This is a genomic window from Streptomyces sp. NPDC052036, from assembly GCF_040680495.1.
Taxonomy (GTDB): Bacteria; Actinomycetota; Actinomycetes; order Streptomycetales; family Streptomycetaceae; genus Streptomyces.
Window position 1 is genome coordinate 56,545 of the sequence record NZ_JBFAWW010000027.1, and the last position, 26,121, is coordinate 82,665.

21 protein-coding genes and 1 riboswitch are annotated in these 26,121 nt (G+C 72.2%); of the genes, 10 read left to right on the plus strand and 11 right to left on the minus strand.

What is annotated here, in order from left to right:
• Positions 1-468: 468 nt before the first annotated feature.
• Positions 469-840, minus strand: coding sequence for a chorismate mutase (locus AB0L95_RS29705; protein WP_365166664.1), 372 nt, complete (start codon positions 838-840; stop codon positions 469-471).
• Between the two features lie 349 nt (positions 841-1,189).
• On the opposite strand from AB0L95_RS29705, the gene guaA reads away from it, so the two are divergent.
• On the plus strand, positions 1,190-2,779 hold the full coding sequence (gene guaA / locus AB0L95_RS29710; RefSeq protein WP_365166666.1) for a glutamine-hydrolyzing GMP synthase: 1,590 nt from the start codon (positions 1,190-1,192) through the stop codon (positions 2,777-2,779).
• 18 nt (positions 2,780-2,797) lie between these two features.
• Here the strand turns inward: guaA and AB0L95_RS29715 are convergent, their stop codons facing one another.
• A complete protein-coding gene (locus AB0L95_RS29715; RefSeq protein WP_365166740.1) occupies positions 2,798-3,271 on the minus strand; it encodes a pyridoxamine 5'-phosphate oxidase family protein in 474 nt (157 codons plus the stop codon).
• A 156-nt stretch (positions 3,272-3,427) separates the two neighbouring features.
• Here AB0L95_RS29715 and AB0L95_RS29720 point away from each other — a divergent pair, with 156 nt between their 5' ends.
• The 3 genes from AB0L95_RS29720 (at position 3,428) to AB0L95_RS29730 (ending at position 6,551) form a co-directional block, all read left to right on the plus strand.
• Positions 3,428-4,222: a class II aldolase/adducin family protein gene (locus tag AB0L95_RS29720; RefSeq protein ID WP_365166668.1), complete on the plus strand. Its 795-nt coding sequence runs from the start codon at positions 3,428-3,430 to the stop codon at positions 4,220-4,222.
• A gap of 222 nt (positions 4,223-4,444) precedes the next feature.
• Positions 4,445-5,734 carry a hypothetical protein gene (locus AB0L95_RS29725; protein ID WP_365166742.1) on the plus strand — a complete coding sequence of 430 codons (1,290 nt, stop codon included), beginning with the start codon at positions 4,445-4,447 and terminating at the stop codon, positions 5,732-5,734.
• Between the two features lie 292 nt (positions 5,735-6,026).
• Entirely contained in the window at positions 6,027-6,551 is a 525-nt protein-coding gene (locus AB0L95_RS29730) for a DoxX family protein (RefSeq protein ID WP_365166671.1), read from the plus strand.
• A 36-nt stretch (positions 6,552-6,587) separates the two neighbouring features.
• Here the strand turns inward: AB0L95_RS29730 and AB0L95_RS29735 are convergent, their stop codons facing one another.
• Both AB0L95_RS29735 and AB0L95_RS29740 read right to left on the minus strand, forming a co-directional pair.
• On the minus strand, positions 6,588-6,830 hold the full coding sequence (locus tag AB0L95_RS29735) for a hypothetical protein (RefSeq protein ID WP_365166673.1): 243 nt from the start codon (positions 6,828-6,830) through the stop codon (positions 6,588-6,590).
• Positions 6,817-8,472, minus strand: a complete 1,656-nt coding sequence (locus AB0L95_RS29740; protein ID WP_365166675.1) for a PspC domain-containing protein — start codon at positions 8,470-8,472, stop codon at positions 6,817-6,819. Before AB0L95_RS29740 ends, AB0L95_RS29735 begins: the two co-directional genes overlap by 14 nt.
• Before the next feature lie 141 nt (positions 8,473-8,613).
• On the opposite strand from AB0L95_RS29740, the gene AB0L95_RS29745 reads away from it, so the two are divergent.
• Together AB0L95_RS29745 and AB0L95_RS29750 are read left to right on the plus strand one after the other, a co-directional pair.
• A complete protein-coding gene (locus AB0L95_RS29745) occupies positions 8,614-9,942 on the plus strand; it encodes a PspC domain-containing protein (RefSeq protein ID WP_365166677.1) in 1,329 nt (442 codons plus the stop codon).
• Complete coding sequence (locus AB0L95_RS29750) at positions 9,939-10,664, plus strand: response regulator transcription factor (protein ID WP_365166679.1); 726 nt, start codon at positions 9,939-9,941, stop codon at positions 10,662-10,664. The genes AB0L95_RS29745 and AB0L95_RS29750 overlap by 4 nt, the downstream gene beginning before the upstream one ends.
• A 26-nt stretch (positions 10,665-10,690) precedes the next feature.
• Here AB0L95_RS29750 and AB0L95_RS29755 read toward each other — a convergent pair whose 3' ends face one another.
• Positions 10,691-11,743, minus strand: a complete 1,053-nt coding sequence (locus tag AB0L95_RS29755; protein ID WP_365166681.1) for a C40 family peptidase — start codon at positions 11,741-11,743, stop codon at positions 10,691-10,693.
• 468 nt (positions 11,744-12,211) lie between these two features.
• On the opposite strand from AB0L95_RS29755, the gene AB0L95_RS29760 reads away from it, so the two are divergent.
• Complete coding sequence (locus tag AB0L95_RS29760) at positions 12,212-12,565, plus strand: hypothetical protein (protein ID WP_365166683.1); 354 nt, start codon at positions 12,212-12,214, stop codon at positions 12,563-12,565.
• Here AB0L95_RS29760 and AB0L95_RS29765 read toward each other — a convergent pair.
• A complete protein-coding gene (locus AB0L95_RS29765) occupies positions 12,543-13,511 on the minus strand; it encodes a tellurite resistance/C4-dicarboxylate transporter family protein (protein WP_365166685.1) in 969 nt (322 codons plus the stop codon). The genes AB0L95_RS29760 and AB0L95_RS29765 overlap by 23 nt on opposite strands.
• 149 nt (positions 13,512-13,660) lie before the next feature.
• On the minus strand, positions 13,661-14,833 hold the full coding sequence (locus tag AB0L95_RS29770; RefSeq protein WP_365166687.1) for an NlpC/P60 family protein: 1,173 nt from the start codon (positions 14,831-14,833) through the stop codon (positions 13,661-13,663).
• 8 nt (positions 14,834-14,841) lie between these two features.
• Positions 14,842-15,011, minus strand: a riboswitch (cyclic di-AMP (ydaO/yuaA leader).
• A 251-nt stretch (positions 15,012-15,262) separates the two neighbouring features.
• Here AB0L95_RS29770 and pcrA point away from each other — a divergent pair.
• Positions 15,263-17,785: a DNA helicase PcrA gene (gene pcrA / locus AB0L95_RS29775; protein WP_365166689.1), complete on the plus strand. Its 2,523-nt coding sequence runs from the start codon at positions 15,263-15,265 to the stop codon at positions 17,783-17,785.
• Between the two features lie 53 nt (positions 17,786-17,838).
• Here pcrA and AB0L95_RS29780 read toward each other — a convergent pair whose 3' ends face one another.
• Together AB0L95_RS29780 and AB0L95_RS29785 are read right to left on the minus strand one after the other, a co-directional pair.
• Positions 17,839-19,443, minus strand: coding sequence for a peptidoglycan DD-metalloendopeptidase family protein (locus tag AB0L95_RS29780; RefSeq protein ID WP_365166691.1), 1,605 nt, complete (start codon positions 19,441-19,443; stop codon positions 17,839-17,841).
• Positions 19,444-19,652: 209 nt separating this feature from the next.
• Positions 19,653-20,513 carry an alpha/beta fold hydrolase gene (locus AB0L95_RS29785; protein ID WP_365166694.1) on the minus strand — a complete coding sequence of 287 codons (861 nt, stop codon included), beginning with the start codon at positions 20,511-20,513 and terminating at the stop codon, positions 19,653-19,655.
• A gap of 611 nt (positions 20,514-21,124) precedes the next feature.
• Here AB0L95_RS29785 and AB0L95_RS29790 point away from each other — a divergent pair.
• Positions 21,125-21,541 (plus strand): cobalamin B12-binding domain-containing protein, encoded by a 417-nt coding sequence (locus AB0L95_RS29790; RefSeq protein WP_365166697.1) that lies wholly within the window; start codon positions 21,125-21,127, stop codon positions 21,539-21,541.
• Between the two features lie 222 nt (positions 21,542-21,763).
• Here the strand turns inward: AB0L95_RS29790 and AB0L95_RS29795 are convergent, their stop codons facing one another.
• Both AB0L95_RS29795 and AB0L95_RS29800 read right to left on the minus strand, forming a co-directional pair.
• Positions 21,764-23,377 (minus strand): DUF5691 domain-containing protein, encoded by a 1,614-nt coding sequence (locus AB0L95_RS29795; RefSeq protein WP_365166699.1) that lies wholly within the window; start codon positions 23,375-23,377, stop codon positions 21,764-21,766.
• Between the two features lie 41 nt (positions 23,378-23,418).
• The gene (locus AB0L95_RS29800; RefSeq protein ID WP_365166701.1) at positions 23,419-24,771 is read right to left on the minus strand and encodes an SWIM zinc finger family protein; all 1,353 of its coding nucleotides are present in this window, start codon (positions 24,769-24,771) and stop codon (positions 23,419-23,421) included.
• A 131-nt stretch (positions 24,772-24,902) separates the two neighbouring features.
• On the opposite strand from AB0L95_RS29800, the gene AB0L95_RS29805 reads away from it, so the two are divergent.
• A complete protein-coding gene (locus tag AB0L95_RS29805) occupies positions 24,903-26,039 on the plus strand; it encodes an AAA family ATPase (RefSeq protein ID WP_365166703.1) in 1,137 nt (378 codons plus the stop codon).
• The last annotated feature ends 82 nt before the right edge of the window (positions 26,040-26,121 follow it).

Sequence of the window (26,121 nt, forward strand, 5' to 3'; positions counted from 1 at the left end):
GCGCCGCCGCCACAGGCGAAGGGCCCCGCGGTCGTGCCGCGGGGCCCTTGCCTCGTCGGCATCGGCGTCAGGGCGGCGCCGGTGCCCGGAGCGGCGCCGGGGGGTCGCGCCGCCTGTCTGTGTGCAGTGCCGCCGGTGTCGGCCGTCTGTCCGGTCGCCGAGGGGGGGCGGACCGTCTCCGGGCGGATTCCGCCGGCCGGTTCCGGGCGTCCCCGGAACCGGCCGTTCACTGCTGACCGGGCTGCTGTCCCCTGCCGTCCGGTCACCTTCCTGGAACGAGGTCCCACGGCCTACGGCAAGATCCGTACGCCTCATCGCTCCAGCGGAGCCACGCGTGGATCTCTCGGGCCCGCCCCTGGCTGGCGCGGACACCGGTACCAACGACGCCCCCCACGACCCGGTCACGCGTCGCACGGGTGAGGCGGCAGGTGAACGTGTATCCGCTCGTACGGGGATTCGTGCTCGATGTCAGACCCGGCCCCGGCACAGCTCCAGCAGGGTCATCGCGAGGCCCGTGCCGGGCTTGCCGAGGGCCTCCCGGTAGCGGCCGAGGATCTCCATCTCGCGGGAGAGGTTCACCCGGCGGCCACCGGAGGTGAGACGGGCTTCCTGGATGACGGCGGAGACTGCCATGCGCTCCTGGATGAGGCCGATGATGCGGTCGTCGAGCGCGTCGATGCGTTCACGCGCGCCGGTGATCACATCGACGGCCTCGGGGGTGTGCGCGCCGGTCCTCTCGGCGGCGGTGCTCTTCTCGGCGGTGGCGGCCTGCCCGGCGGCGGGGGTGGCGGCCTGCTCGGCGGTGGCGGCGGTGGTCTGCTCGGTGGTGATGGCGGTCATGCCCGGGGCTCCTCGGAAGTCGGTGACGGCGGGGCCCCGGATCGACACGGTCCGCAAACACCAGGCGCCCCGGACCGAATCGGCCCGGGGCGCCTGGGAAGTCGCTTGTCAGTGGCTCAAGCAGCACGACCATGGCATCCGGCGGGCCCGGTGCCATAGGTAAAGACGAAGGTCGTGTACGAGAGCATGGACCCAGTATGCCGTGGTGACGCGCGGCGTCCAACCGCGTTCGGATGGTGAGACCGCACCGGTTCCGCGGCGGCCGTCGCCGCGACGCGGAGGGGGTCCCGCGGGCACCCCGTTAGAATCGATGGCACAGACCCCCCGCCCGACCGCCGGAAGGCACCACGTGTCATCAGCGACCCACGCTGCCGCCGCCCCCGACACCGTCCTGGTCGTCGACTTCGGCGCGCAGTACGCCCAGCTCATCGCCCGCCGCGTCCGCGAGGCCCGGGTCTACAGCGAGATCGTGCCGAGCACCATGCCGGTCGAGGAGATGCTCGCCAAGAACCCGGCGGCGATCATCCTCTCCGGCGGCCCCTCGTCGGTCTACGAGGAGGGCGCCCCGACCGTCGACCGTGCCCTCTTCGAGGCCGGCGTCCCCGTCTTCGGCATGTGCTACGGCTTCCAGCTGATGGCCCAGACCCTCGGCGGCACCGTCGACAACAACGGCTCCCGTGAGTACGGCCGCACGGAGCTGGCCGTCTCCAAGCCGTCCTCCACCCTCTTCGAGGGCACCCCCGCCGAGCAGATCGTCTGGATGTCCCACGGCGACGCGTGCTCCGCCGCCCCCGAGGGCTTCGCCGTCACGGCCTCCACGGACCTCGTCCCGGTCGCCGCCTTCGAGAACGACGAGAAGAAGCTCTACGGCGTCCAGTACCACCCCGAGGTCATGCACTCCACGCACGGCCAGCAGGTGCTGGAGCACTTCCTGTACCGGGGCGCGGGCCTGTCCCCGACCTGGACCACGGGAAATGTGATCGAGGAGCAGGTCGAGGCGATCCGCGAGCAGGTCGGCACCCGGCGCGCCATCTGCGGCCTGTCCGGCGGGGTGGACTCCGCCGTCGCCGCCGCCCTCGTCCAGAAAGCCATCGGCTCCCAGCTGACCTGCGTGTACGTCGACCACGGCCTGATGCGCAAGGGCGAGACCGAGCAGGTCGAGAAGGACTTCGTCGCGGCCACCGGCGTTCAGCTGAAGGTCGTCGACGCCGAGGAGAGGTTCCTCACCGCGCTCCAGGGTGTCTCCGACCCCGAGGAGAAGCGGAAGATCATCGGCCGCGAGTTCATCCGGGTCTTCGAGCAGGCCCAGGCGGAGATCATCGCGGAGGCCGGCGAGAGCGGCGAGCCCGTCGAGTTCCTCGTCCAGGGGACCCTCTACCCGGACGTCGTCGAGTCCGGCGGCGGCACGGGCACGGCCAACATCAAGTCCCACCACAACGTGGGCGGCCTTCCCGAGGACCTCGAGTTCCAGCTGATCGAGCCGCTGCGCAAGCTCTTCAAGGACGAGGTCCGCATGGTCGGCCAGGAGCTCGGCCTGCCGGAGGAGATCGTCCAGCGCCAGCCCTTCCCGGGCCCGGGTCTCGGCATCCGTATCGTCGGCGAGGTCACCAAGGAGCGGCTCGACCTGCTCCGCGAGGCCGACGCCATCGCCCGCGAGGAGCTGACGGCGGCCGGCCTCGACCGCGACATCTGGCAGTGCCCGGTGGTGCTGCTCGCCGACGTCCGCAGCGTCGGCGTCCAGGGCGACGGCCGGACGTACGGCCACCCGATCGTGCTGCGCCCGGTTTCGTCCGAGGACGCCATGACCGCCGACTGGTCGCGGCTGCCGTACGAGGTGCTCGCGAAGATCTCGACCCGGATCACCAACGAGGTGCGCGACGTCAACCGGGTCGTCCTCGACGTGACCTCGAAGCCGCCGGGGACCATCGAGTGGGAGTGATCCCGGGGACCTCCCGGGTCATGTCCGCCTGAGAGTGCGCACCGGCTCTCCGGGCGTCCAGGCCTCGACGACCAGATAGGTGTCGTCCTCGACGGAGATCCGTACGACCTCCGTCAGCTCGGTGCGGAAGAGGTGGAACGGCTGCGGCGGTTCCACCTCTTTCGCATACGCGCCCTTCGTCGCGGGGTCCTCGACCTCGACGGCCCGCCCGCTGATCCGCACGTCCCCGCCGCCCATCTCCGTGCCCGGCCCCGGGTTCGCCTGGAGCGCGAAACGCGGGTCTCGGCGCAGGTCCAGCGCCTTGAGCGAGTCCGGCATCATGCCGAACCACAGCTCGCCGTCCACGAAGCGCACCTCCAGTCCGGTGCTGCGCGGCGAGCCGTCCTTGCGGAGGGTCGCGAGGACATGGTGGGTGAACGCCTTGAAGCGTGCCTCGACGGTGGTGGCGAGATCGGGTTCCGCCGCGGCGAAGGCCGCCCAGTTCGCCCCCATGGGGTCTGTTGTCGTCATGGGGCGAGTCTTGCGCCGAATCCGGACATCTTCTGTCGGATATCAGGTGGGTGCGTCATCTTTACAAACCCGCGCTGTCATCCGGGCCTGACCGCCGGTAACTTCCGGCCCGTCAAGCAATCCAGTGCCGGAGGACCCATGCACGGCCCCACTCCGCCCCCGCCCCTGCCGACCGACCGGCTGACGTTCGCCATGCCGCCGATGCACGAGTCGGTCGAGGACGAACGGGCGCACCGCAAGGAGCGGCTCGCGGGCGCACTGCGGATCTTTGGACGGCTCGGCTTCGAGGAAGGCGTCTCCGGGCACATCACCGCCCGCGACCCGGAGTTCAGCGACTGCTTCTGGGTCAACCCGTTCGGCATGCCGTTCCGGCATGTCACGGTGAGCGACCTGGTGCTCGCCAACCAGGACGGGCAGGTGATCGAGGGCCGCTACCACGTGAACCAGGCGGCGTTCACCATGCATGCCCAGGTGCACGCCGTCCGCCCCGACGTCGTCGCCGTCGCCCACTGCCACTCGGTGCACGGGCGGGCGCTCGCGGCGCTCGGCGATCTGCTGGACCCGATCACCCAGGAGTCCTGTGCCTTCTACGAGGACCACGCCGTCTACGAGGCCTACACCGGCGTCACCGTGGACGCCGAGGAAGGCCGCCGGATCGCGAACGCGCTCGACACCCGCAAGGCACTCGTGCTGCGCAACCACGGGCTGCTGACCGTGGGCGACTCGGTGGACGCGGCGGCCTGGTGGTTTCTGTCGATGGAACGCTCCTGCCAGGTGCAGCTGACCGCGAAGGCCGCGGGACGGCCCGTGCTGATCGACCACCGGCAGGCGGTGGCGACCCGGGAGCAGCTCGGCGGGGACCTGGTGGCCTGGATCAACTACCAGCCGCTGTGGCAGGACATCAGCCGCAGCGAGCCCGATCTGCTGAGCTGACGGTCCAGGGCTCGGAGTCGGGGCCCACGCCGTTCGGGAGTTCTCGACGGCGGACGGCGTCTGTCGTCTGCCGTCTGTCAATCGAGCGGTTGTTCTTTCACCCGCCCTGACCGGACCTGACGGACGCGAGGTGTGTTCCGTACGGCACAATTCGCTGTCGTCGCATGCCAGTTGCGGTGACGGATGCGACGTGTGATGTGGCGCGGGAAGGCGGCAGCGGTCGTGGCGGTGCAGGAGGCGAGACAGGGTGCGGGGCGCGGCAGCGGTTCGGGTGCCCACCAGGGTGGCTGCACCTGCGGGGACTGCCCGCACGGCGCGCGCGAGGGACACCGGCGCGCGGTCGCCGAATTCCTGGCGAAACGGGACGAGTTCGCCTCCGGGCGGGGACTGCCCCCGGCGGTCGCGTACTCCGCGTCCGCGTCCCGCCAGTGGGTGTCCGACGAACTGACCCAGTCCGCGGACCTGGTCGCCGAGCGGAGCCGGGCCGACGGGGAGGCCTGGCTGGCCCGCCTGTGGCGGCTCACGGCGATCGTGGTGTGGGGCGCGGTGGGGATCCTGCTGCTGGCGCAGGCGTTGACGGCGATCGGGGCCGGATGGACCGCGGCGCGTACCGCCGGACTGGTCGCGGCCGTGCTGGCCGGTGCCGCGCTGACCGCCGCCGGATATCTGCACCGGGCGCGCGGCGGGGCGCTCGCGCCCGTCATCGGCGAGGACAACCGGCTGTCGACCTCGCGTGCGGTGGCGGCGGCCTGGGTGCTGTTCGTCGTGTACGCGCTGCTGGTGCTGATCGGTGAGCTTGCGGTGGCCTCGGCACACGACCGGCGCGACGCGCTGATCGCCGGGCTCGACCTCGCGCGCGGGGCGGGCGTGGTGACCGTGGTCGCCGTGGTGTGCGGGATCGCGGTCCTGGTCCGCCGGGTGGTGGGGCTGCGGGTCCTCGGCCAGCGTCTGCAGAAGGTACGGGCCGACCGGCCGCGTGCGGCGGACCTGCTCACGGACGACTCCGGCCGGGGCAGCTTCGCGGACACCCAGTATTTGCTGATCAGCGGGGTCGCACTGGTCTTCGCGGCGGTGCGGCTGGCGCGCCGCCCCGACCAGCTCCCCGATCTGCCGTGGGGTCTCGCTCTGCTGGTCCTGGTCTCCGCGGCCACCTACCTCGCCGGGAAGTATGCCGAGGGCGGCCGCCCGGTGGTCCTCTCGGTGGTCCGGGCACGGGAGGCGGGCGATCTGGACGCGCCGATCCGTACGGGCGACGACATCGAGATCCGCGGCGCCGGCTTCGTGCCGCCGGGCGCCGAGTCGGCGGGCCGGCTGTCCCGGATGGCGGTTCGTATCGGCGCGGTCCATGTCCATGTGCCCCTGGTCCCGGTCCCGGGCGGCTTCAGCAACCCGACGGACACGCTGCTGACGGTCCCGGTACCGGCCGACGTGGAACCCGGCAAGGTCGACGTCCAGGTGGTCACTGCGGCCGGGGTGGAGACCAACCGCGTGACGATCGACGTGACGGAGTGACGGAGTGACGGGGCGGTGTGACGGGGCGGAGTGACGGAGACCGGCTTCCGCCTTTCGGCCCACTCCGGGCGACGACCGGCCCGCCACGGTGAAACGCTGGGGAAGGAGAAGGAACGCGGGCCCGGGACCGGGGCCGCTCGCGCCGACGGCAGTCCGGGTAAGGAGCCTTCCGGACACGGGATCCCGAAAAGTCGGCGCACACCGGTTGAGCGGTCGTCCCCTTTCGCACGTATGGTCTGTTGAGGGGTCAACCACTGGCAGGCGAGAGGCGGCGGAGACGATGGCTCAAGGCATGCGTACGGACTCGCACACTTCGTATATCGAGGAGAACCGCTCCTGGCGGGACACCGCCACCCGGTACGCACTTGTTCCCCTGCGGATCTTCCTTGGCGTCACTTTCATCTACGCGGGCCTGGACAAGCTCACCAGCAGCACCTTCCTGCACAGTTCGGGCTCCGGTTCGATCGGCGACCTGATGCGCGCCGTGCGCGACTCCTCCGCGATCCCGGCACTGGTCGATCTCGCGCTGAAGAACCCCTCCGGCTTCGGATACGCCATGGCCTTCGGTGAGCTGGCCGTCGGCCTCGGCACGCTCGTCGGTCTGCTGTCCCGCCTCGCCGCGTTCGGCGGCGCGCTCATCTCCCTGAGCCTGTGGCTGACCGTGAGCTGGGCCTCCAGCCCCTACTACTACGGCAACGACCTCGCCTATCTGATGGCCTGGCTGCCGCTGGTCCTCGCCGGCGCCCCGGTCCTCTCCCTGGACGCCGCCCTCCGCGGCCGCCGCCGCCAACGCCAGCGCCCGGACCTCTACCGCTGAGCCCGGGGAGTTCGCGAGGGGCGGGGCGGACGTCGGCTACGGAGTCGACGCCCCGCCCCGCTCGGTGTGCGGTTGCCGACGGGGTGAGCGGCCCCTGCGTATCGCGCGGGCCAGCATCCCCGTCACGGCCGCCAGACAGAGCCCGCCGCAGACGATCGGGACGATCGCGAACCACGGCGTCTCCCAGGCCCCCCTCGCGTCGCCGACGAAGACGACACCCGCGGCGACCAGGAAGGCACCGGCGACCAGCCGTCCGGGCTGGAACTCATGACGCAGCACGGGTCACCTCCACTCGGCCCAGTCCGACCTCGAGGCTGAGGCCGAGTGTGGCCATGCTCTTGGTCCCCGCGGGGGGAGAGAGCGTCAGCTGCTTGTGCTTGCCGGTCTCCACGTCCACGTCCCTTCTGGAGTCGCCCGGCAACCGGATGTCGCCGACGCCGGTGTCGATCTTCAGTCTCACCGTCGCGTCCTCGGGGATCACGACCTTCAGCTTGCCCACGCCCACCTCCGCCCGGGTCGTCACCGTCCGGTTCCCCGTCTGCTTCACACGGCTGAGATCGAGGGTGCCCTCGCCGGTGCCCAGGTCGTATCGCTTCTGGACCGCGGCCGCCGAGACCGGCGCCCATGTCGTGTGCGTCCAGTGAGTGCCGATGTCCTTGGGCAGCGCCACCGACGCGGCGAGCAGCGCCGCCGTGAGCATCGCGAGAAAGATCGAGCCCGCACCCGTACGCCCGAGGAACGAGCTGATCGCGATGCCCGTGCCGAACACGACGAGCGCACACGCCAGGCCCGTCTGCAGGCTGGTGCCGAGGGCCTGGCCGTGCCACGTCAGGCCGGTGCCGAGGCCGCCCGCGAGCAGCGCGAACAGGAACACCCAGCCGCCGATCCAGCGCGGACCGCGTGGCTCGGGGCGGGGCTTGGTGCGGGTCTGCTGTCCGTACGAGGTGCCGCGGGCGATGGTGACCGCCGCCGCGACATCACGGCCGGGGGTGTCGCTCGGGCCCCACAGATAACCCGTGCCCCCCACATGCGTGCCGTCCTTGACGATGGGGTCGCGCCACCAGGAGGGGGAGCCGGCGGGGACGGGCGGTGCCGTCGCCTCCGGGGGTGCGTCGGCCGCCGCCTGGGCGGCCAGCGGGTCCGGGTCGGGTGCGCCGCGCTGCCGCGACCAGTACCCCGCGCCCGCGAGGAGCAGGGACAGGACGGCGGCGAAGGCCAGCACCCCGCCGTTCCTGAGCATCGACAGGAAGACCCCGCAGCCCACCAGGGCGAAGAGCACCGCCGCCAGGCCCTGTCCGTCGACGCGGCCGGTCAGCAGCTTGCGGATCTCGTTCTCCTCTTCGTCCTCGTAGGGGATGAAGAGCCAGCAGAAGCCGTAGAAGATCAGGCCGAGGCCGCCCGCCGCGGAGAGCACCGCCAGCCCGATCCGGAAGATCACCGGGTCCATGTCGCACTGCCGTCCGAGCCCGGCGCAGACGCCGGCCAGCATCTTGTACCGCCGGTCACGCCGGAAGGGACCCTCGCCCTCGGCCGTCTCGGCCTCGCCCTCGGGGGATGTGCCCTCGCCTCCGGGCGCCTCCCCGCGCGCCCCGCTCTCTTCGCGCACGCCGGCGCCTTCCCGTCCGGCCCCGTCGGAGCCGTGGCCCGAGTCCTCGCGTCCGGTCGCCGTGGTGTGCGTGCCCGCGTCCTCGCGCCCGGCCGGGTCCGGGTCTCGGGCCGCGTCCTCGTGCCTGTCCTTGCTCACGCTGTCGCCCGCGTTCCCGTACTCGGCCCCGTTCTCCCGCACGGCCGCATCCTGCCCTACGGTCGGGTCCTCGTGTGCGCGCGGCTCCTCTCCCCGGGCATCCGGAGCATGACCGGCCGCGGAGCCGTGCCCCGTGCCGGGACCTCGCCCCGCTGCCGAGTGCCGCTGATCCGTCATGCGTCCATGGTCGCCTCCGCAGCCGCCTCGCGGCAGTCGGGACGACCCTGGCCGAACCCTGAAATCTGCCCTGACAACCGTCAAGGGAAGTGTTCGACCGCCCCGATGCGAAGATCAGGGGAGTCTAGGGGGTCCACCCTGATGTCCCGGCCGACCGCTCGTGTGACCATCGATGGCATGCCGGACGCCGCAGGAGTGCCCCTCGCCGAACCGCGGCCGCCGCGCAAGCTCTACCGCAGCAGCGACGGACGCTGGCTCGGAGGAGTGGCGCGGGGGCTCGCCGGGCATCTCGGGCTGCCCGTGGTCTGGGTGCGCCTCGTGTTCGTGGGCCTGATGATGGCGGACGGCCTCGGCGCACTGCTGTACGCCGCGTTCTGGTTCTTCGTCCCGCTCGGCGTCGGCGGCGTCGACGAGCGCCGCTCCCCGTCGCTGGTCGGCACCGAGACCTCGCCCGACGGCCGTCGCAGACTGGTCGCGCGCAGACCCGACCGGGGCCAGATCGTCGCCCTGCTCCTCATGGTCGTCGTGGCGCTGACCTTCGTCGGCAGTGTCAATCTCGGCGGCGGCGCCAAGGCCTATCTGATCCCGGCCGTCCTCGTGGCGGCGGGCGTCGCCCTGGTCTGGCGCCAGGCGGACAACGCACGGCGGGCCCGTTGGATGGAGGTCGGCGGCCGTCGGCGCACCCTCACCCTGCTGCGCGCCGCGGCCGGTGTCCTGCTGGTCACCGCCGGCGTCTCCGGCATCTTCGTGCTGCAGGGCTCCGCGGCCCATCTCGGCTCCGTCCTGCAGGCGGCGCTCGCGGTCCTCGTCGGCATAGCGCTGCTCGCCGGACCGTATCTGGTGCGGATGTCCCAGGACCTGTCCGAGGAGCGGCTGATGCGCATCCGCGCCCAGGAACGCGCGGAGGTCGCCGCCCACGTCCACGACTCGGTCCTGCACACCCTGACCCTGATCCAGCGCAACGCGGAGAACGCGGGCGAGGTACGCCGCCTCGCCCGCGCCCAGGAGCGCGACCTGCGCGCCTGGCTCTACAAACCGGAGGGCACCGGAAAGGACGAGGACGAGGAGCCCCGCACTCTGGCGGAGGCCGTCCGTCGCAACGCGGCGGAGGTGGAGGACAAGCACGGCGTCCCCATCGAGGTCGTCGTCGTCGGCGACTGCCCTCTCGACGAACGGACGGGCGCGCAGATGCAGGCCGCGCGCGAAGCGATGGTGAACGCCGCCAAGTACGGTGGCGAGGGCGGCGCCGTCCAGGTCTACGCCGAGGTCGAGGGAAGGACCGTGTTCGTGTCCGTCCGCGACCGGGGCCCCGGCTTCGACCTCGACGCGATACCCGCGGACCGCATGGGTGTCAGAGAATCGATCATCGGCCGTATGGAGCGCCACGGAGGCACCGCACGGCTGCGCGCGGTGCCCGGCGGCGGCACGGAGGTCGAGCTGGAGATGGAGAGGGCGGAGACTACGACATGAGCGACGCGAACGAGCCGGCCGGCCCGGTGGAGCCGGAGCGCGCGGGCGAGGCCACGGGGGAGCGGCGCGTGCGGGTCGTGCTCGTCGACGACCACCGTATGTTCCGTACGGGCGTCCGGGCGGAGATAGGGCAGACCGAGCGGACCGGCGTCGAGGTCGTGGGGGAGGCCGCGGACGTCGACCAGGCGGTGTCGGTGATCACCGAGGCACGGCCCGAGGTGGTCCTCCTCGACGTCCATCTCCCGGGCGGCGGCGGTGTCGAAGTGCTGCGCCGCTGTGCCGCGTTGACGGCGGACGCCCAGCGGCCGGTCCGATTCCTCGCGCTGTCCGTCTCGGACGCGGCGGAGGACGTGATCGGGGTGATCCGGGGCGGTGCCCGAGGGTATGTGACGAAGACGATCACGGGCTCGGACCTCGTCGACTCGATCTTCCGTGTCCAGGAGGGCGACGCCGTCTTCTCCCCGCGCCTGGCCGGCTTCGTCCTCGACGCCTTCGCCTCGACCGACGCCCCGCCCGTCGACGAGGACCTCGACCGTCTCACCCAGCGCGAGCGCGAGGTCCTGCGCCTCATCGCCCGCGGCTATGCGTACAAGGAGATCGCCAAGCAGCTGTTCATCTCGGTGAAGACGGTCGAGTCGCATGTCTCGGCGGTCCTGCGCAAGCTCCAGCTGTCCAACCGCCATGAACTGACCCGCTGGGCGACGGCACGCCGACTGGTCTGACGGACCGTCGCCCGGGAGCCGGGGGCTCACACCACCCGGGTGGCCCCCGCGAACGGCATCTCGTCGACCGGTGCCAGCCGCACCGGCGCCGAGGGGTTCGGTGCGTGGATCATCTGGCCGTGTCCCACGTAGATGCCCACATGGCTGACCCCGGAGTAGAAGAACACGAGGTCGCCGGGCAGGAGTGCGGAGCGCGGGATGCGGCGGCCCGCGCCGATCTGGGCGTAGGTCGTCCGGGGCAGCGAGATGCCCGCCGCGTGGTACGCGGCCTGCACCAGTCCCGAGCAGTCGAAGGCGTGGGGCCCGGTGGCGCCCCAGACATAGGGGCTGCCGAGCTTGCCGTACGCGTACGACACCGCGGCCGCCGCCCGGGCGTCGGGTGCCCCCGCGGTGGCCTGGGACGCCGGTACCGCCCCGAGGAGGCCGCGCCCCGCGGACGGGGACACGGGCCCCGCGAGCTGCGCGCGCTGGCTCTCCGTCAGCCGGGACAGCAGCAGCCGCGCCTCGCCGAGCTTCTCGGTGACCGTCCGCTTCTGCCGCCGAAGCTCCGCCTGGCGCGAGGTCAGCGAGGCCAGTTCCACGCGCGCGGCTCCGCGCAGCCGCTCGATCTCCCGCAACTGTGCGCGCACCCGCGCGACGGCCGCCGCCTGCCGGCCGTCGATCCGCTCGGCGAACGCGGCGTCGTCGAGGTACCGTCCGGGATCCGAGGAGAGCAGGAGCCGCACCGTGGGGTCGACACCGCCCCCGCGGTACTGCGCCGCCGCGGCGGAACCCAGCGCCTCGCGGGCCGAGTTCAGCCGGTCCATGCGACGCGCCGCCTCGTCCCGGAGCGCGCCCAGCCGTCGCTGGGCCCCGTCCGCCTGCTCCTTCGCCCCGTCGTACTTCTCGGTCGCGACCTCCGCCTCCCGGTACAGCCTGTCGACCTCGGCCTTGGCCTGGGCCGGGGAGAGCGGGGGCTCGGCGTACCCGGTGCCGTCGAAGCCGGTCGCGGTCGCTGCTCCCGCGAGGGCGATCGTGGCGGCGGTCCGGACCGTGGTCCCGCCGAGCGAACGCTGCCTGGGCTTACGGTGCGCTGCCACCTGAACCGTCACGTCCTTTCCTACGACCGCCGGGGCGACGGACGGGGCCACGCGTCCGGCGGCGGCCCGCACAGGGGGAGCAGGCCGCCGCCGGACCTTCTCGGCGGTGGTCCCGGCGGCCGCCCCTGGCGCGGGCGGCGGTGGGGAGCCGGTCACCTGGTGGAGGACGCTAAACCGGACCGTGACCGCACCGTGACGCAATGTACGGAAGTGGCTCCAGCGGACTGACGGTGACCGTATGCGACCGCGATCCCGATCCGAGGCCGCCGACTTCACGCTGTGCGATGACCATTGCGGCGGTTCCGCGACACAGGGAGGTCGCGGAGTGCTATAGGCCGCATATATGCGCCCTCGCGGGTGCCTCGGGGCGGCGTCCGGGAGACCGTGCCGCCCCCAGCGCTGTAGCCGCCGTCACACCTCGTGGCCCGGTGTCAGAGCCTTTCGCGCCCCTCACTAGGCTCCGGCTTCATGGACGTACTCATCCATCTCTTCGTCGGCCTGCACATCGTCGGCATCGCCGCGCTCCTCGGCGGCTTCCTCACCCAGATGAAGGCGATGGGCCGGGGCACCGCCCGCTTCGTGCCCGGAATGCTGCACGGTGCGCTGACCATGCTGGTCACGGGTGTGGCGCTGGTCGGCCTCAACCAGGCGGAACACCACCACATCAACACCATCAAGATCGGCATCAAGCTGGCCCTGCTGATCGTGATCCTCGGCCTGGTCTATGTGAAGCGCGACGAGGAACAGGTCGAGAAGCCCCTCTTCGCCCTGGTCGGCGCGCTGACCACGGTGAACGTCTTCATCGCCGTGCTGTGGACCTGACGCCGCCCGCCACGGACCCGGCGGCTCCCACGAGGACCGCGCACCAGACGGCCACCGCGATCCACAGCAGCACCTGACCGGGGCCGCGCAGCCAGGACGCGTTGAGGGCGCCGGCGACGGACAACGCCGCCACCGCCGTCATCCCCATCGGGAAGACGGTCGACCACCGCCGTACGTCGTAGCGAGGGCGCGGCCGGCGCAGCTCGGCCGTCGCCAGCACGCAGTAGCAGACGAAGGCGAGGGCGAAGAGGGCGATGGTGACGCTCCGCAGGACATCGGTGTCGTCGATGTTCCAGAGGTAGAGGCCGGAGTGGGCGGCGTGGATCAGCCGCGACCCGGCCACCGCGGAGAGGGCGAGCGCACCGCCCGCCACCCACTGGTCGCCCGCCCCGGCCGTCACCTGCCGTCGGTCGAAGCACCACAGCCCGATCAGGTAGAACACCAGTCCGAACCAGAAGAACACGAGCGCCAGATGGGCGAGCCAGGTCACCCGTACAGCCGCGGCCAGCACCGCCCCGAGCACCGCGATCGCCTCCGCCGCCACACAGCCGAGGAACACCGCCCCGGACATACCGCGCTCCCAGTCCTGTACGACCGGGAGGACCAGGGCCGCCCACAGCACGACGGCCAGCACGAAGAGCGCCTCGGCGAGCTGCTGCCGGCCCAGGAGTGAGAACCGGGTGCCCAGCACGGCGGTGGCCGGGACCACCGCGAGCGCGGCCGGGGAGCCGACCGGCCACTCCAGGCGCGCCCCCAGCAGCCGCAGAGCGATGACGGCGGCCACTCCCAGCCAGGCGACGCCCGCCAGCGCGAGGGCGATACGGGAGAGTAGCTCGTACCCGGTCTGGTGCAGCCCGACCGACAGGATGCCGGTCGCCATCACGGCGGCCCCGGTGGCGGGCGGGCGCTGCGCCCGCCAGGTGCGGAGCGCGGAGGTGCCAGACATGCGCCCGATGCTAGGGACGTGCGCCCGGCTTGCGTGCGGGGCACGCGCGCGTGAAGCCCGAAAACAACCCCACGCGCGCGTGAAGCCCGCAGGCAGCCCCGCGCACCCGGCCGTGCCCGCGCGGCGCACAGCACCCGGCGCCGTAGGACTCAGGCCGGCCGCACCACGCTGTGGATGATCGACGCGCCGCCGTAGTAGACGGACTCCTCGCGGACATAGGCGCCCGGCTTGGGAGCGTGGATCATCATGCCGTTGCCGATGTAGATGCCGACGTGGCTGATGTCGTCGTAGAAGAAGATCAGGTCGCCCGGCCGGGCGTCGGCGAGCGGCACCGTCGTGCCGACGTTCACCTGGTCGTACGTGGTGCGCGGAAGCGTGACCCCGGCGGTCTTCCACGCGGCCTGGGTCAGGCCCGAGCAGTCGTAGGACCCGGGGCCCGTCGCGCCCCACACATACGGCTTGCCGATCTGCGCGCGGGCGAAGGCGAGGACCTTCGCGGCCTGCGTGGCGTTCGAGGAGTCCGTCGCGGCGGACCCCGAGGAGGGGTTCGTGGTGGAGGACCCCGTGGAGCCGGTCGAGGCGCTCGGCGACGACTGCTGGGCTGCCTTCTGCTCGGCCGCCTGCTGCCGGGCCAGCGCATCCGCCTGGCGCTGGGCCTCCTCCTGCTTCTGCTTCTCCAGGGTGGCGAGTCGCGCCTTCTCCTGAGCGTTGAGCTCGGACAGCGTCCGGCGTGCGGCGGAGAGCTTGTCCTGGACGTCCGTCTTGGCCGTCCGCAGGGCCGTCTGCGACTCGGTGAGCGTCCGGAGGCTGTCGGCGGCCTCCCGCCGCTTCTTCATCGTCGCGGCCTGGTCGGTGACGTACTGGTCGACCGCTTCCTTCTGACGGCCGGTGAGCCGGCTCATCAGCTGCGTCTGGTCGAAGTAGTCCTGGGGGTTGTCGGCCAGCAGGAAGGTGGCCGTGTCGGGGGCCGAGGACCCGGTCCGGTACTGCGCGGCGGCGAACGAACCCAGCTGCTCACGCGCGTCGTTGAGCTTCTGTGTGCGCCGGGCGACGTCGTCGAGGAGCCTGTCGACGTGTCTGCGCTGCTCGGTCGATCGCTCCTTGGCCGCGTTGTACTTCTCGGTGGCCGACTCCGCCTGGCGGTAGAGGTCGTCGACCTTCTTCTCGACCTCCTCGATGCCGGGCTTGCCGTCGGCGGAGGGCGCGGCCTGGGCCGTCTGCGAGAGCAGCGCCACGGAGGTCAGGGCCGCCGTCGCGAGGGCGGGGGTGCGTATGCCCGCGAGGCGTGGGCCCGAGGGGCGGGACTTGCGGTGCGGCGCCATGAAAGGCGTCTCCTTCCGTGCACCGCCTACCGGGTTAGCTGTCGGGTTCGGGCGGGTGGTTCGGAAGGTGTGTGCCCTACGGCCGAGTCCCCGAGGACACTCGGCCGATTCACCCCAGGTCGGGTGGGTCCCCGGCTCCGGCCGCCACACGGCGCACCGGACTCGGCGGAGGCCGCACGGCCCGGCGACGTTCGCCGGTGGGGGTCGTGCGGCCCGCCCGCACGCTAGCCAACTGCTGTGGCTCCTGTGAAGGTTGATGCGAGATATGCCCGATACATTTCCGTGATCTCGGCTACGGAGGCATGCGCCGGGCGCGTACCGTGAGCGGGCAGGCCCGTACGGTGACGCGTGCGGCGCCGGTGCGGTCCGGGCGCGGAGTTTCCGGGACGGCGGCCGGTTGTCGGTGGAGCGCCCTAGACTCGGAGAGCGATGAGCAGCCTCTTTGACGACAGCTTCCTGGCGGACCTTCAGGCCGACTCGGCCCCGGAGGAGGAGTCCCCGCCGCCCGAGGACGATCACACTCCGGAGCCGATTCCGGACGATCTGTTCGGCGGGCGCTTCGACGCGCCGCCGGCCCGGGACACCCACTACCGCGACGGCGCGCCCCGCCCGGTCCTCGACCCCCGCGCCCTGGTGGAGGGGCTGAACGAGAACCAGCGCGCGGCGGTCGTGCACGCCGGCTCTCCCCTGCTCATCGTCGCCGGCGCCGGCTCCGGCAAGACCCGGGTGCTCACCCACCGCATCGCCTATCTGCTGGCCGAGCGGGGTGTGCATCCCGGGCAGATCCTCGCGATCACCTTCACCAACAAGGCCGCGGGCGAGATGAAGGAGCGCGTCGAGCAGCTCGTCGGCCCGCGCGCGAACGCGATGTGGGTGATGACCTTCCACAGCGCGTGCGTCCGCATCCTGCGCCGCGAGAGCAAGCGGCTCGGCTTCACGTCCTCCTTCTCGATCTACGACGCCGCCGACAGCAAGCGTCTGATGGCGCTCGTCTGCCGTGACCTGGACCTCGACCCCAAGCGATTCCCGCCCAAGTCGTTCAGCGCCAAGATCTCCAACCTGAAGAACGAGCTGATCGACGAGGAGGACTTCGCCGCGCAGGCCGCCGACGGCTTCGAGAAGACCCTCGCCCAGGCGTACACGCTGTACCAGTCGAGGCTTCGCGAGGCGAACGCCCTCGACTTCGACGATCTGATCATGACGACGGTCAACCTGCTGCGCGCCTTCCCGGACGTCGCCGAGCACTACCGCCGCCGCTTCCGCCACGTCCTCGTCGACGAGTACCAGGACACCAACCACGCCCAGTACGCCCTGGTCCGCGAGCTGGTCGGCACGTCCGAGCACCCTGTGGACGTACCGCCCGGCGGGGACGACCTCCAGCCCGCCGAGCTGTGTGTCGTGGGTGACGCCGACCAGTCGATCTACGCCTTCCGCGGCGCCACCATCCGCAACATCCTCCAGTTCGAGGAGGACTACCCGGACGCCACCACGATCCTCCTGGAGCAGAACTACCGCTCCACGCAGACGATCCTGAGCGCCGCCAACGCGGTCATCGAGCGCAACGAGTCGCGCCGCCCCAAGAACCTGTGGACCAACGCGGGTGCGGGCGCGCGGATCACCGGCTATGTCGCCGACACGGAGCACGACGAGGCGCAGTTCGTCGCCGACGAGATAGACCGCCTCACCGACCGGGGCGAGGCCAAGGCGGGCGACGTCGCCGTCTTCTACCGCACCAACGCACAGTCCCGTGTCTTCGAAGAGGTCTTCATCCGCGTCGGCCTGCCCTACAAGGTCGTCGGCGGCGTCCGCTTCTACGAGCGCAAGGAGGTCCGGGACGTCCTCGCCTACCTGAGGGTGCTGGCGAACCCGGAGGACTCCGTTCCGCTGCGGCGCATCCTGAACGTGCCGAAGCGGGGCATCGGCGAGCGCGCCGAGGCCATGATCGACGCCCTGTCCCAGCGGGAGAAGGTCAGCTTCGCGCAGGCACTGCGCCGCGTGGACGAGGCGTACGGCATGGCGGCCCGCTCGACGAACGCGGTCAAGCGGTTCAACGCGCTGATGGAGGACCTCCGGACCATCGTGGAGTCGGGCGCGGGCCCGGCCACGGTCCTGGAAGCCGTCCTGGAACGCACGGGCTATCTGGCCGAACTCCAGTCCTCGACCGACCCCCAGGACGAGACCCGCATCGAGAACCTCCAGGAACTCGCCGCCGTGGCCCTGGAGTTCGAGCAGGAGCGCGGCGAGGCCGCGGCGGCACCAGGGGCCGGAACCCCGGGGGCCACGCTGTCCGAATTCCTGGAGCAGGTCGCCCTGGTCGCCGACTCCGACCAGATCCCCGACGAGGAGGAGGGCGGCGGCGTCATCACGCTGATGACCCTCCACACCGCGAAGGGCCTGGAGTTCCCGGTGGTCTTCCTGACCGGCATGGAGGACGGCGTCTTCCCGCACATGCGCGCGCTCGGCCAGACCAAGGAACTGGAGGAGGAGCGCCGCCTGGCGTACGTGGGCATCACCCGCGCACGGGAGCGGCTCTACCTCACCCGGTCCGCGCTGCGCAGCGCCTGGGGCCAGCCCTCGTACAACCCGCCCTCGCGCTTCCTGGAGGAGATCCCGGACCAGCACGTGGAGTGGAAGCGGACGGGCGCCTCGTCCGCGCCGGTCTCCTCGGGTCCCGTCTCGGGTGTGGCGGCCTCCCTGTCCTCCTCGCTGTCGTCGGCCCGGTCGCGGTCCTCGGCCGCGGGCGCGTCCGGTTTCGCCACGCGCCGGGGCGGTGCGACGGAGCGGCCGGTGGTCTCCCTGGCGGTCGGCGACCGCGTCACGCACGACCAGTTCGGCCTGGGCACGGTGGTCGGCGTGAAGGGTACGGGCATCAACGCGGAGGCGACGATCGACTTCGGGGATACAAAGCCGAAGCGGCTGCTGCTGCGGTACGCGCCGGTGGAGAAGCTGTAGACCACAGAGGTGAGCCCCTCGCCGAACGACGGGGGCTCACCTCTGTGGGTCGATCAGGTGGGGTCCAGCCCGTGGCTGCGCAGCCAGGGCAGCGGGTCTATCGCGGCGCCGCCGTTGGGCCGTACCTCGAAGTGCAGATGGGGGCCGGTGGAGTTGCCCGAGTTGCCGGAATACGCGATCGGCTGGCCGGCCTTCACGACCGCCCCGGACGCGACGCGGTAGCTGGAGAGGTGGCAGTACCACGTCTCCGTGCCGTCCTTCGCCGTCAGGATCAACATGTTGCCGTAGGCGCTGTTCCACTGGGTGCGGACCGTGCCGTCGGTCGCGGCCATGACCGTCGTGCCGTACGAGACGGGGAAGTCGATACCGGTGTGCACCGACATCCAGTTGACTCCGGCCTGGCCGAAGTAGGCGCTGAGCCCCTTCTGGGTGACCGGCAGTACGAACTTCGGGCGCAGCCGCTCCTTGAGGGCCGCCTCCGCCGCCGCCTTCTTCTGCTCGGCGACCTGCTGGGCCTTGAGGTCGATGCGTTCCTGCGTACGGCTCGCCCGGTCCGCGAAGTCGTTCGCGCCCGCGGACAGGTTCTGCAGCTGGGAGTCCAGCTTGATGTTCGCGGTGGACGGTTTCACCGGCGCCGCGTCGGACGCGCTCGCCGTCGTCTCCTTGTGGTCGCTCCCGCCGCCGACGCCGACGGTCGCGGCGGCGATCCCCGCGACCCCCATCACACACGCCGACGGCACGGCGACGGTCAGCAGCGCGGAGCGCTTCGCCGGGGTACGGCGCCGGGAGCGGCCGGCCGTGCGGGACGCGGCACGCGAGGCCGACGCGAGAGTGATCTCTTCCTGGTCGTCGAGCAGAGGCGCGTCACCGGACGGCTCCTGCCGGGGTTCCGACTCGTCGTCCGCGGCGTGCTGCTCGTACGGAAGCTGTTCGAAGGCGGCGGTGGCCTGGTGGTCGAAGGTGTCCGCGGTGTCGAAGACCTGTGTCTCGGGGTGCTCGAAGGCCTGTGTGCCCGTCGGGTCGAAGGCCTCGGCCTGCTCGAAGTGCCCGGTCGCCGCCGTCTGCGGGTCGTGTGTCTCGTGCTCGGCGGTGGCGCCCGAGTTCCACTGGGTGGCGTCGTACGCCCCCGTGTCGAACCCCTGCGTGCCCCAGTCCCACTGCTGGGTCCCGTGGGACCGGCCGGCCTCGCGCCAGGCGCCCGCGTCCCACTGGCCTGTGGCCTCGGGGGGCCCGGCCTGCGCGGGGATACCCGCGGCGAGGTGCTGATAGCCGACGGCCCAGGCGGTCGTGTCATGGCTGCCCGTGTCGAACGCGGCGTGATGCTGGGCGGCGTACGGGTCGTAGTGCAGCGTCTCGTGCGTGCCGGTTCCGTGCAGCTGGGTGTCCGCGCCGTGGCCCGGGTGACCGGCGGTCGACCACGCGGAGGTGTCGTACGAGCCGGTCGCGCCGTGGCCCGGGAGGTCACCGAAGAGGGGATCGGCCGAGAAGGCCGTCGCCGTGTGGCCGTGGGCGCCGAACGCGCTCGCGGCGGGATCGGCGTACGAAGTGAACTCACCGTACTGGCCGCCCTGCACGCCGTACGGCGCGTAGTGCGCCGAGGTGGCATCGGGGGCCGGAGTCGGGGGCGTCGCGGTCCCCGACGGGTGACGGTCGTTCACCAACTTCTCTTTCGCCTCGACAGCAGGGGCTGGCAGAGCAGTGCGGTGACTGTACCCGGCGGTACGCGGGCGCGACAATCTTCCGCAGGTTTCCCTGCGTCAGGAAACGGGCAATCGGCCGTGTTTCGGCGGTCCCCGGCAAGGGTTTGGCTTTGCGTTCGATGAACGTTCGAGGGTCGGAGGGTGGCCGGGAGGTGTCGGGGCGGCTGTCACGCCACCGTCAGGCCCCCGGCGGGGGCGTCCGTCGGTGCCGCCGGCTGCGCGAGATCCAGCGCCTGCCGGATCCCGGTCGCGACCGCGGGGTGGACCGGCAGGGCCAGATGGCCGATCCCGCTCACCCGGATGTTGTGCGCCAGCAGGTCCGGGTGGTCGACGCAGGCCGTCTCCAGCGGATCCATGAGCGGGTCCAGATCGCTCCAGAAACTCACGAAATGCGTACGGCAACCGGGTGCCGGCTCGCGCAGCTCCTCGATCAGCTCGGAGCCCGGGCGCATCTGGCGGACGATGGGGTGCGCGTTCGCGAGGGGTGCCACCCGGGTGCCGGAGTGGGGCGTGCCCAGTGTGACGAGCGTACGGACATGGAGGTCACCGCCGAGGCGCTGTACGTAGTACCGCGCGATCAGTCCGCCCAGGCTGTGGCCGACGACGTCCACCTGCGGCTGCCCGGTGCGCTCGCACAACTCTTCTATATGACGGCCGAGCAGTTTCGCCGCGGTGCGGATGTCGCAGGTCAGCGGCGAGTAATTGAGTGACTCGATGTGCTGTCGGCCGTGCTGGGTGAGGTTGCGGCGCAGCAGGACGAAGACCGAACGGTTGTCGATGAACCCGTGGACCAGGATGACCGGCGGCTTGGCCTCGGTCGGCAGCGTCGCGGCACCCGGTGGGATGGGGAGCGCAGAGGAATGGCGCTCCTGGATGATGCCCGAGGGGTAGAGGAGCAGATGTCCGGCGAGTATCGCGAGCTCCAGGGCGGTCGCCTTCAGCAGGGCCATGGAGAGACCGGCCAGCCTGCTCGGAAACATGCGCTGGCACAGCGGAAGCAAGGGCTGCACTGCCCGCGTGACCATCATGGCCGACCTCCCGTCGGCGCACGCGAGGACGCCTGCGTCCCCCGTGTGCCCTTGTGGAAAGCCGTCTGGCGGTGTCCTGCGGGGCAGCTGCCGTGGCTACGGCCGTACCGCGAATGCGGCATATGAGCCGGTGGCGCGGCGGGTGACCCTTCTCGTCATGATGACGAAAGATGCCCGCCGTCCGCGTGATGCAGTCCCGTCCTCCTCGTACGGGTGCGGCTCCCGCTGTCGTCGTGCCCTTGCAATCCTTTCGCCGGCGGGCCAGCCACCCGGCGCCCGGCCGACGGTGGGTGGCCGCCTTGAAGCGGCTCTCCGTGCGCACGATCCCCTCGGACCACGGCGCGCGGGCCGCTGATGCTGCGGCGCGTGTGCCGCGGGGAGGGGGGACCCTGCGCGGCGAACGTGTCCCATTGTGTGATTTCCCCCTCGGTGACCACCGCGAAACTGCCGGTTGCGGGATGCTGGCGATAACGTTCGTTCACTTCCCGGGTCGGTGCGGCGCGGGACGCCTGGGCCGCGAGGCTCGCGGCCCGTGTGTCGACCGGTGCGTGGTGTGGCGGCGGGGCGGTACATCGGGTACAGGGTGGAGTAGTCGCTTCATGGAGGCAGTGATGGGTGTGGCAGCCGGTCCGATCCGCGTGGTGGTGGCCAAGCCGGGGCTCGACGGCCACGATCGCGGGGCCAAGGTGATCGCACGGGCGCTGCGTGACGCGGGTATGGAGGTCATTTACACCGGCCTCCACCAGACGCCCGAGCAGATCGTGGACACGGCGATCCAGGAGGACGCCGACGCGATCGGACTGTCGATCCTGTCCGGTGCGCACAACACGCTGTTCGCCGCGGTGATCGAACTGCTGAAGCAGCGCGAGGCCGAGGACATCCTGGTCTTCGGCGGCGGGATCATCCCGGAGGCGGACATCCCGCTGCTCAAGGAGAAGGGCGTCGCGGAGATCTTCACGCCCGGCGCGACGACCGCGTCGATCGTGGACTGGGTCCGCGCGAACGTGCGTCAGCCTGCGGAAGCCTGAGACCTACGGGGCCTGAGGCCTGCCGGGCCTGAGGCCTACGGGGCCTGAGGCCTGCCGGGCCTGAGCCCTACGGGGCCCGAGTCCCTCGGCGGCACGTCCGGCCCTGAGCCCTACGGCGTCGGGGGTCATGGGCCGGGATCCGGCCCTGAGTCCTCCGGGGCCCGGGTCCGGGTGTTCGGGCAACCTCCTGCCGGGCCCCCGGACCCCCTGGGGCGGGCCGGTTCACGGCCCTCCCAGCTCCTCCCTCATCGCCGCGCGCAGGCGCAGCGTCGTCGTCAGTCGCTGGAAGGCCTCGGCCCAGTAGCCGACCGCTCCCGGCGACGCGTCCTCCGGCTCGTCGGGTATCGCTGTCAGCGCCGCGAGGCGGCCTGCCTCCGCGGGATCCAGACAGCGTTCCGCGAGCCCCATCACCCCGCTGAAGCTCCACGGATAATTCCCCGCGTCCCGCGCGATGTTGAGCGCGTCCACCACCGCCCGGCCCAGCGGGGCGGCCCATGGGACCGCGCACACCCCGAGCAACTGGAACGCCTCCGACAGTCCGTGCGTGGCGATGAACCCGGCCACCCACTCGGCCCGTTCGTCCGCGCCCAGCGTCGACAGCAGTTTCGCCCGCTCGGCCAGGGAGACCGCGCCCGGACCCCCGGCCTCCGGTGCCGAAGGCGGCCCGAGCAGTGCCCGGGACCAGTCGGGGTCCCCCTGTCGGACCGCCGCCCGGCACCAGGCCGCGTGCAGTTCGTCCCGCCAGTCGTCCGCCACCGGCAGCGCGACGATCTCCGTCGGCGTACGTCTCCATCGTGCCGTCCAGGTGCCGAGCGGGGCCGCCTCCACCAACTGGCCCAGCCACCACGACCGTTCCCCCCGCCCGGCCGGTGGCTTCGGCACCACTCCGTCGCGCTCCATGCCCGGATCGCACTCGTGCGGCGCCTCGACCACGAGCGCCGGCTCCCCCGCCGTACGGTCGACCGCCACACAGACCGCCGCCCGCGCCGCCATCCGCCCCGCCAGGGCCGAACCCGGCAGCGCCGACAGCAACTCCGCCGCCGTCGCCCGCACATTGCGGCTCCGGTCGGACAGCGCCTGTTCCAGGAACGGCTCGTCCGCGGGCTCCAGACCCGCGCGGAGGGAGTCGAGGAACATCAAGCGGTCCTGGGCCCGCTCGGTCGCCCAGGTCCCGGCCAGCAGGTCACGTGCGGCGGCGGGCTGTCGGGCGCGGAGGGCGCCCAGCAGGGTCACCCGCTCGGCGAACAGCCCCTGCTGCCAGAGAAGGTGGGCCTGCTCGGGATCCTCCGGCGACAGCGGGGACCCGCCGCCGGGCGCGGAGCGCAGCGCGAACCGCCAGTCCGGATTGAGCCGGGCCAGCCACAGCGCGCGCGGGCCGGCGAAGGACAGCACCGCGGGGCGCAGGTCCGTGCGCCCGCGGGCCGCGTCCAGGAGCGCGGGCAGCGCCTGAGGGGGCGGCGCGAAACCGCGCGCGTCGGCCAGCGCCAGCCACTGGGGCAGCAGCTCCATGAGGTCGGGCGCCGCCCCCCGGCGGCCTCCGCCGCCCGTGCCGGGGCGCTCGGACAGCAGCAGGGCCAGTCTGCGGGCCGCGGCGGGCGGCAGCGGCGGACGAGGGTCCGGTGCTGCCGGCTCCGGCCTGGCCCCGGCCGGAGCCGGGCGCAGCCCGGCCCTGCGGCGCACGGTCTCCACGGCGGCCAGGTCCAGCAGCGCCGTCGGCGCCTCACGGCCGGACGCCCAGGACGGCGCGCGCCGGTCGGTGCCCAGCAGGGCCGCGGTCACCAGCTCATCCCAGGGCACGGCGGAGGGCGTGTCCGGCACGGCGGTGATCCCGGCCATATCGGCCCCTTCCCTGTTGTTCGCGTATCGCTTCGGTGTCGTCAGCACAGCGGGACCGCCTCTCCGGCGCCCTCGGGCCAGGCGGTGAGCGGGGTGAAGCCGCGGTGGCCGCACTCGCCGAAGACCGTGACGGGAGCTCCGCCCGACAGGGCGACCAGACGCCACAGGCCCGGGCGAGCACCGGCCGTACGGGTGAGGGGGAGCGCCGTGTCACCGTCCGCGTCCGCCAGTTGCCAGGAGTCCTCGGCCGGCGTCGGTATGACCCGGCCCAGGGTCACCGGCACCGACTCCAGCCACGGGTCCTCCCGCAGCGCCCGCCCGTACCGCGCCACCGCCTCCGGCGTGGTCACGCCCGGCGGCCGCATCCCCGCCGGTCCCGGGGGCGCGAACTGCTCGCCCAGAGCGCCCCGCAGCTGCCCCGCTCCTGGATACGCGGACACCTCCGCCTCCAGCGTCAGGCCCACCGGCAGCGTCGGCTCCGGGGTACGTCCGGCCGCCCCGTAAGAGAGGAGCAACACCGTGCGGCCCGAGTGTGCGCCGCACAGCCAGATGCGGCGCGTCGTCAGCCGGGCGTCCGAGGTGTCGTACTGGGCCAGGACGAGCCAGTGGTCACGAACGGGCGGACCCTCGGGCGAGCCCGGAAGGCCCACCCGGGTACGGACCGTCGCCGCCAGCCCGTCCGGCAGCCGCTCGCGGCGCAGCCAGCCCTGGTCGAGAAGGTGCAGCAGCGCGCACTCCTCCACCAGGCGCACCGGCCAGCCCGGACCCGACGACGGGAGCGCCCCCAACTCCCTTACCCGCGCGGCCAGTCCCGGGGCCTGTGCGTCGACCATACGGGCCGCCGTCTCGTCCCAGGTGCCGTACCCGTCCCGGTCGGCCGTGGCGAGGCCGTCGCGCAGCAGGTCAGCCAGCCGCTGCTCCAGCTCCGTCGCCCCCGCCGTGATCCGCTCGGCCCGTCGTTCCGCCCTGCGGCGGGCCGCCTCCGGATCAGCGGTCCGCGTGGAGTCCGCGCCGCTGACCGGCTGCTCTTTCCCTGTCTGCTGTCGACGCCCCTTGATCCACTGCTCCGCCCAGTCCGGGGCCGGCCCCCGAGGCACCGTCCCGTCCTCGCCCGCCCGGAGCAGCAGCAGTCCCAACGCGTGCTTGCACGGGAACTTGCGGCTCGGGCAACTGCACTTGTACGCCGGACCGCCCGGGTCCGCGAGGTCGACGACCGTCCGGTACGGACTGCTGCCGCTGCCCTTGCACAGTCCCCACACCGCCCCCTCGTCCGAACTACCCGTTTCCGACCACGGCCCGGCCGCGCCGAGTTCGCTCCCCGCCTTGTGGGACGCGGCGTCAGGCGCCAGTGCCAGCACCTGTTCCGCGGTCCAGCGCACCCCCTGCTCAGTCATGTCTCGAAGGTAGGTCCCGGCACTGACAATCGCCGGTCGAGGGACGTCTGTGCAGGTCACCACGCATTGTCAGTGGGGTGGTGCACGGTTGGTGACAGATCCGAACCGGCCGAGCTGAGGGGGATGTGGCCATGCGTGTGTCCGTTGATCCGATGTCCGTCGAACCGAACTTGAGCGAGTCCGTTCCGGCCGAGGCCCTGCGGCCGCACGCCGAGGAGGCCTTCGCGGCCGAACTCACCGCGCTGGCCGCGCAGGACGACCGGCCCCGCCCGGCCCGATGGCGGCTGTCGCCCTGGGCCGTCGCCATCTATCTGCTGGGCGGCACACTGCCGGACGGCACGGTGATCACTCCGAAGTACGTCGGTCCGCGCCGCATCGTCGAGGTCGCCGTCACCACCCTCGCCACCGATCGCGCGCTGCTTCTGCTCGGTGTGCCCGGCACGGCCAAGACCTGGGTGTCCGAGCACCTGGCGGCGGCCATCAGCGGTGACTCGACCCTGCTCGTCCAGGGCACGGCCGGCACGCCGGAGGAGGCGATCCGCTACGGCTGGAACTACGCGCGGCTGCTCGCGCACGGCCCCAGCCGTGACGCGCTCGTGCCGGGCCCTGTCATGCGGGCCATGGCAGAGGGGAGGGTCGCGCGCGTCGAGGAGCTGACCCGCATCCCGGCCGATGTGCAGGACACGCTGATCACGATCCTGTCCGAGAAGACCCTGCCGATACCGGAGCTGGGGCAGGAGGTGCAGGCCGTCCGCGGCTTCAACCTGATCGCGACGGCCAACGACCGCGACCGCGGGGTCAACGAGCTGTCGAGCGCCCTGCGCCGCCGGTTCAACACGGTGGTGCTGCCGCTTCCGGAGACCGCCGACGCGGAGGTGGACATCGTCTCCCGCCGGGTCGAGCAGATCGGCCGCTCGCTCGACCTGCCGGTGATGCCCGACGGGATGGACGAGCTCCGGCGCGTCGTCACGGTCTTCCGCGAGCTGCGTGACGGAGTCACCACGGACGGCCGGACGAAGCTGAAGTCGCCCAGCGGGACGCTGTCCACCGCCGAGGTCATCTCCGTGGTCACGGGTGGGCTCGCCCTGGCCGCCCATTTCGGCGACGGCGTGCTCCGCGCCGGTGACGTCGCCGCGGGCATCCTCGGCGCCGTCGTCCGCGATCCGGCGGCCGACCGTGTCGTCTGGCGGGAGTACCTGGAGGCGGTGGTCCGGGAGCGGGACGGCTGGACGGACTTCTACCGGGCCTGCCGGGAGGTGACCGTATGAACGGCGAGCTCCGTCCCGCAGGGGGTCTTGCGAGCGGGGCGAGGGGACCGACAGGTGCGGGGGAGTTCGGCGCCCCAGCGGC

Coding starts and splice junctions, on each gene's coding strand:
- AB0L95_RS29705 (WP_365166664.1), bottom strand. CDS start 840: ATGACCGCCATCACCACCGAGCAGACCACCGCCGCCACCGCCGAGCAG.
- AB0L95_RS29715 (WP_365166740.1), bottom strand. CDS start 3,271: ATGGGGGCGAACTGGGCGGCCTTCGCCGCGGCGGAACCCGATCTCGCC.
- AB0L95_RS29720 (WP_365166668.1), top strand. CDS start 3,428: ATGCACGGCCCCACTCCGCCCCCGCCCCTGCCGACCGACCGGCTGACG.
- AB0L95_RS29730 (WP_365166671.1), top strand. CDS start 6,027: ATGCGTACGGACTCGCACACTTCGTATATCGAGGAGAACCGCTCCTGG.
- AB0L95_RS29740 (WP_365166675.1), bottom strand. CDS start 8,472: ATGACGGATCAGCGGCACTCGGCAGCGGGGCGAGGTCCCGGCACGGGG.
- AB0L95_RS29745 (WP_365166677.1), top strand. CDS start 8,614: ATGTCCCGGCCGACCGCTCGTGTGACCATCGATGGCATGCCGGACGCC.
- AB0L95_RS29750 (WP_365166679.1), top strand. CDS start 9,939: ATGAGCGACGCGAACGAGCCGGCCGGCCCGGTGGAGCCGGAGCGCGCG.
- AB0L95_RS29760 (WP_365166683.1), top strand. CDS start 12,212: ATGGACGTACTCATCCATCTCTTCGTCGGCCTGCACATCGTCGGCATC.
- AB0L95_RS29765 (WP_365166685.1), bottom strand. CDS start 13,511: ATGTCTGGCACCTCCGCGCTCCGCACCTGGCGGGCGCAGCGCCCGCCC.
- AB0L95_RS29770 (WP_365166687.1), bottom strand. CDS start 14,833: ATGGCGCCGCACCGCAAGTCCCGCCCCTCGGGCCCACGCCTCGCGGGC.
- pcrA (WP_365166689.1), top strand. CDS start 15,263: ATGAGCAGCCTCTTTGACGACAGCTTCCTGGCGGACCTTCAGGCCGAC.
- AB0L95_RS29785 (WP_365166694.1), bottom strand. CDS start 20,513: ATGATGGTCACGCGGGCAGTGCAGCCCTTGCTTCCGCTGTGCCAGCGC.
- AB0L95_RS29790 (WP_365166697.1), top strand. CDS start 21,125: ATGGGTGTGGCAGCCGGTCCGATCCGCGTGGTGGTGGCCAAGCCGGGG.
- AB0L95_RS29795 (WP_365166699.1), bottom strand. CDS start 23,377: ATGGCCGGGATCACCGCCGTGCCGGACACGCCCTCCGCCGTGCCCTGG.
- AB0L95_RS29800 (WP_365166701.1), bottom strand. CDS start 24,771: ATGACTGAGCAGGGGGTGCGCTGGACCGCGGAACAGGTGCTGGCACTG.
- AB0L95_RS29805 (WP_365166703.1), top strand. CDS start 24,903: ATGCGTGTGTCCGTTGATCCGATGTCCGTCGAACCGAACTTGAGCGAG.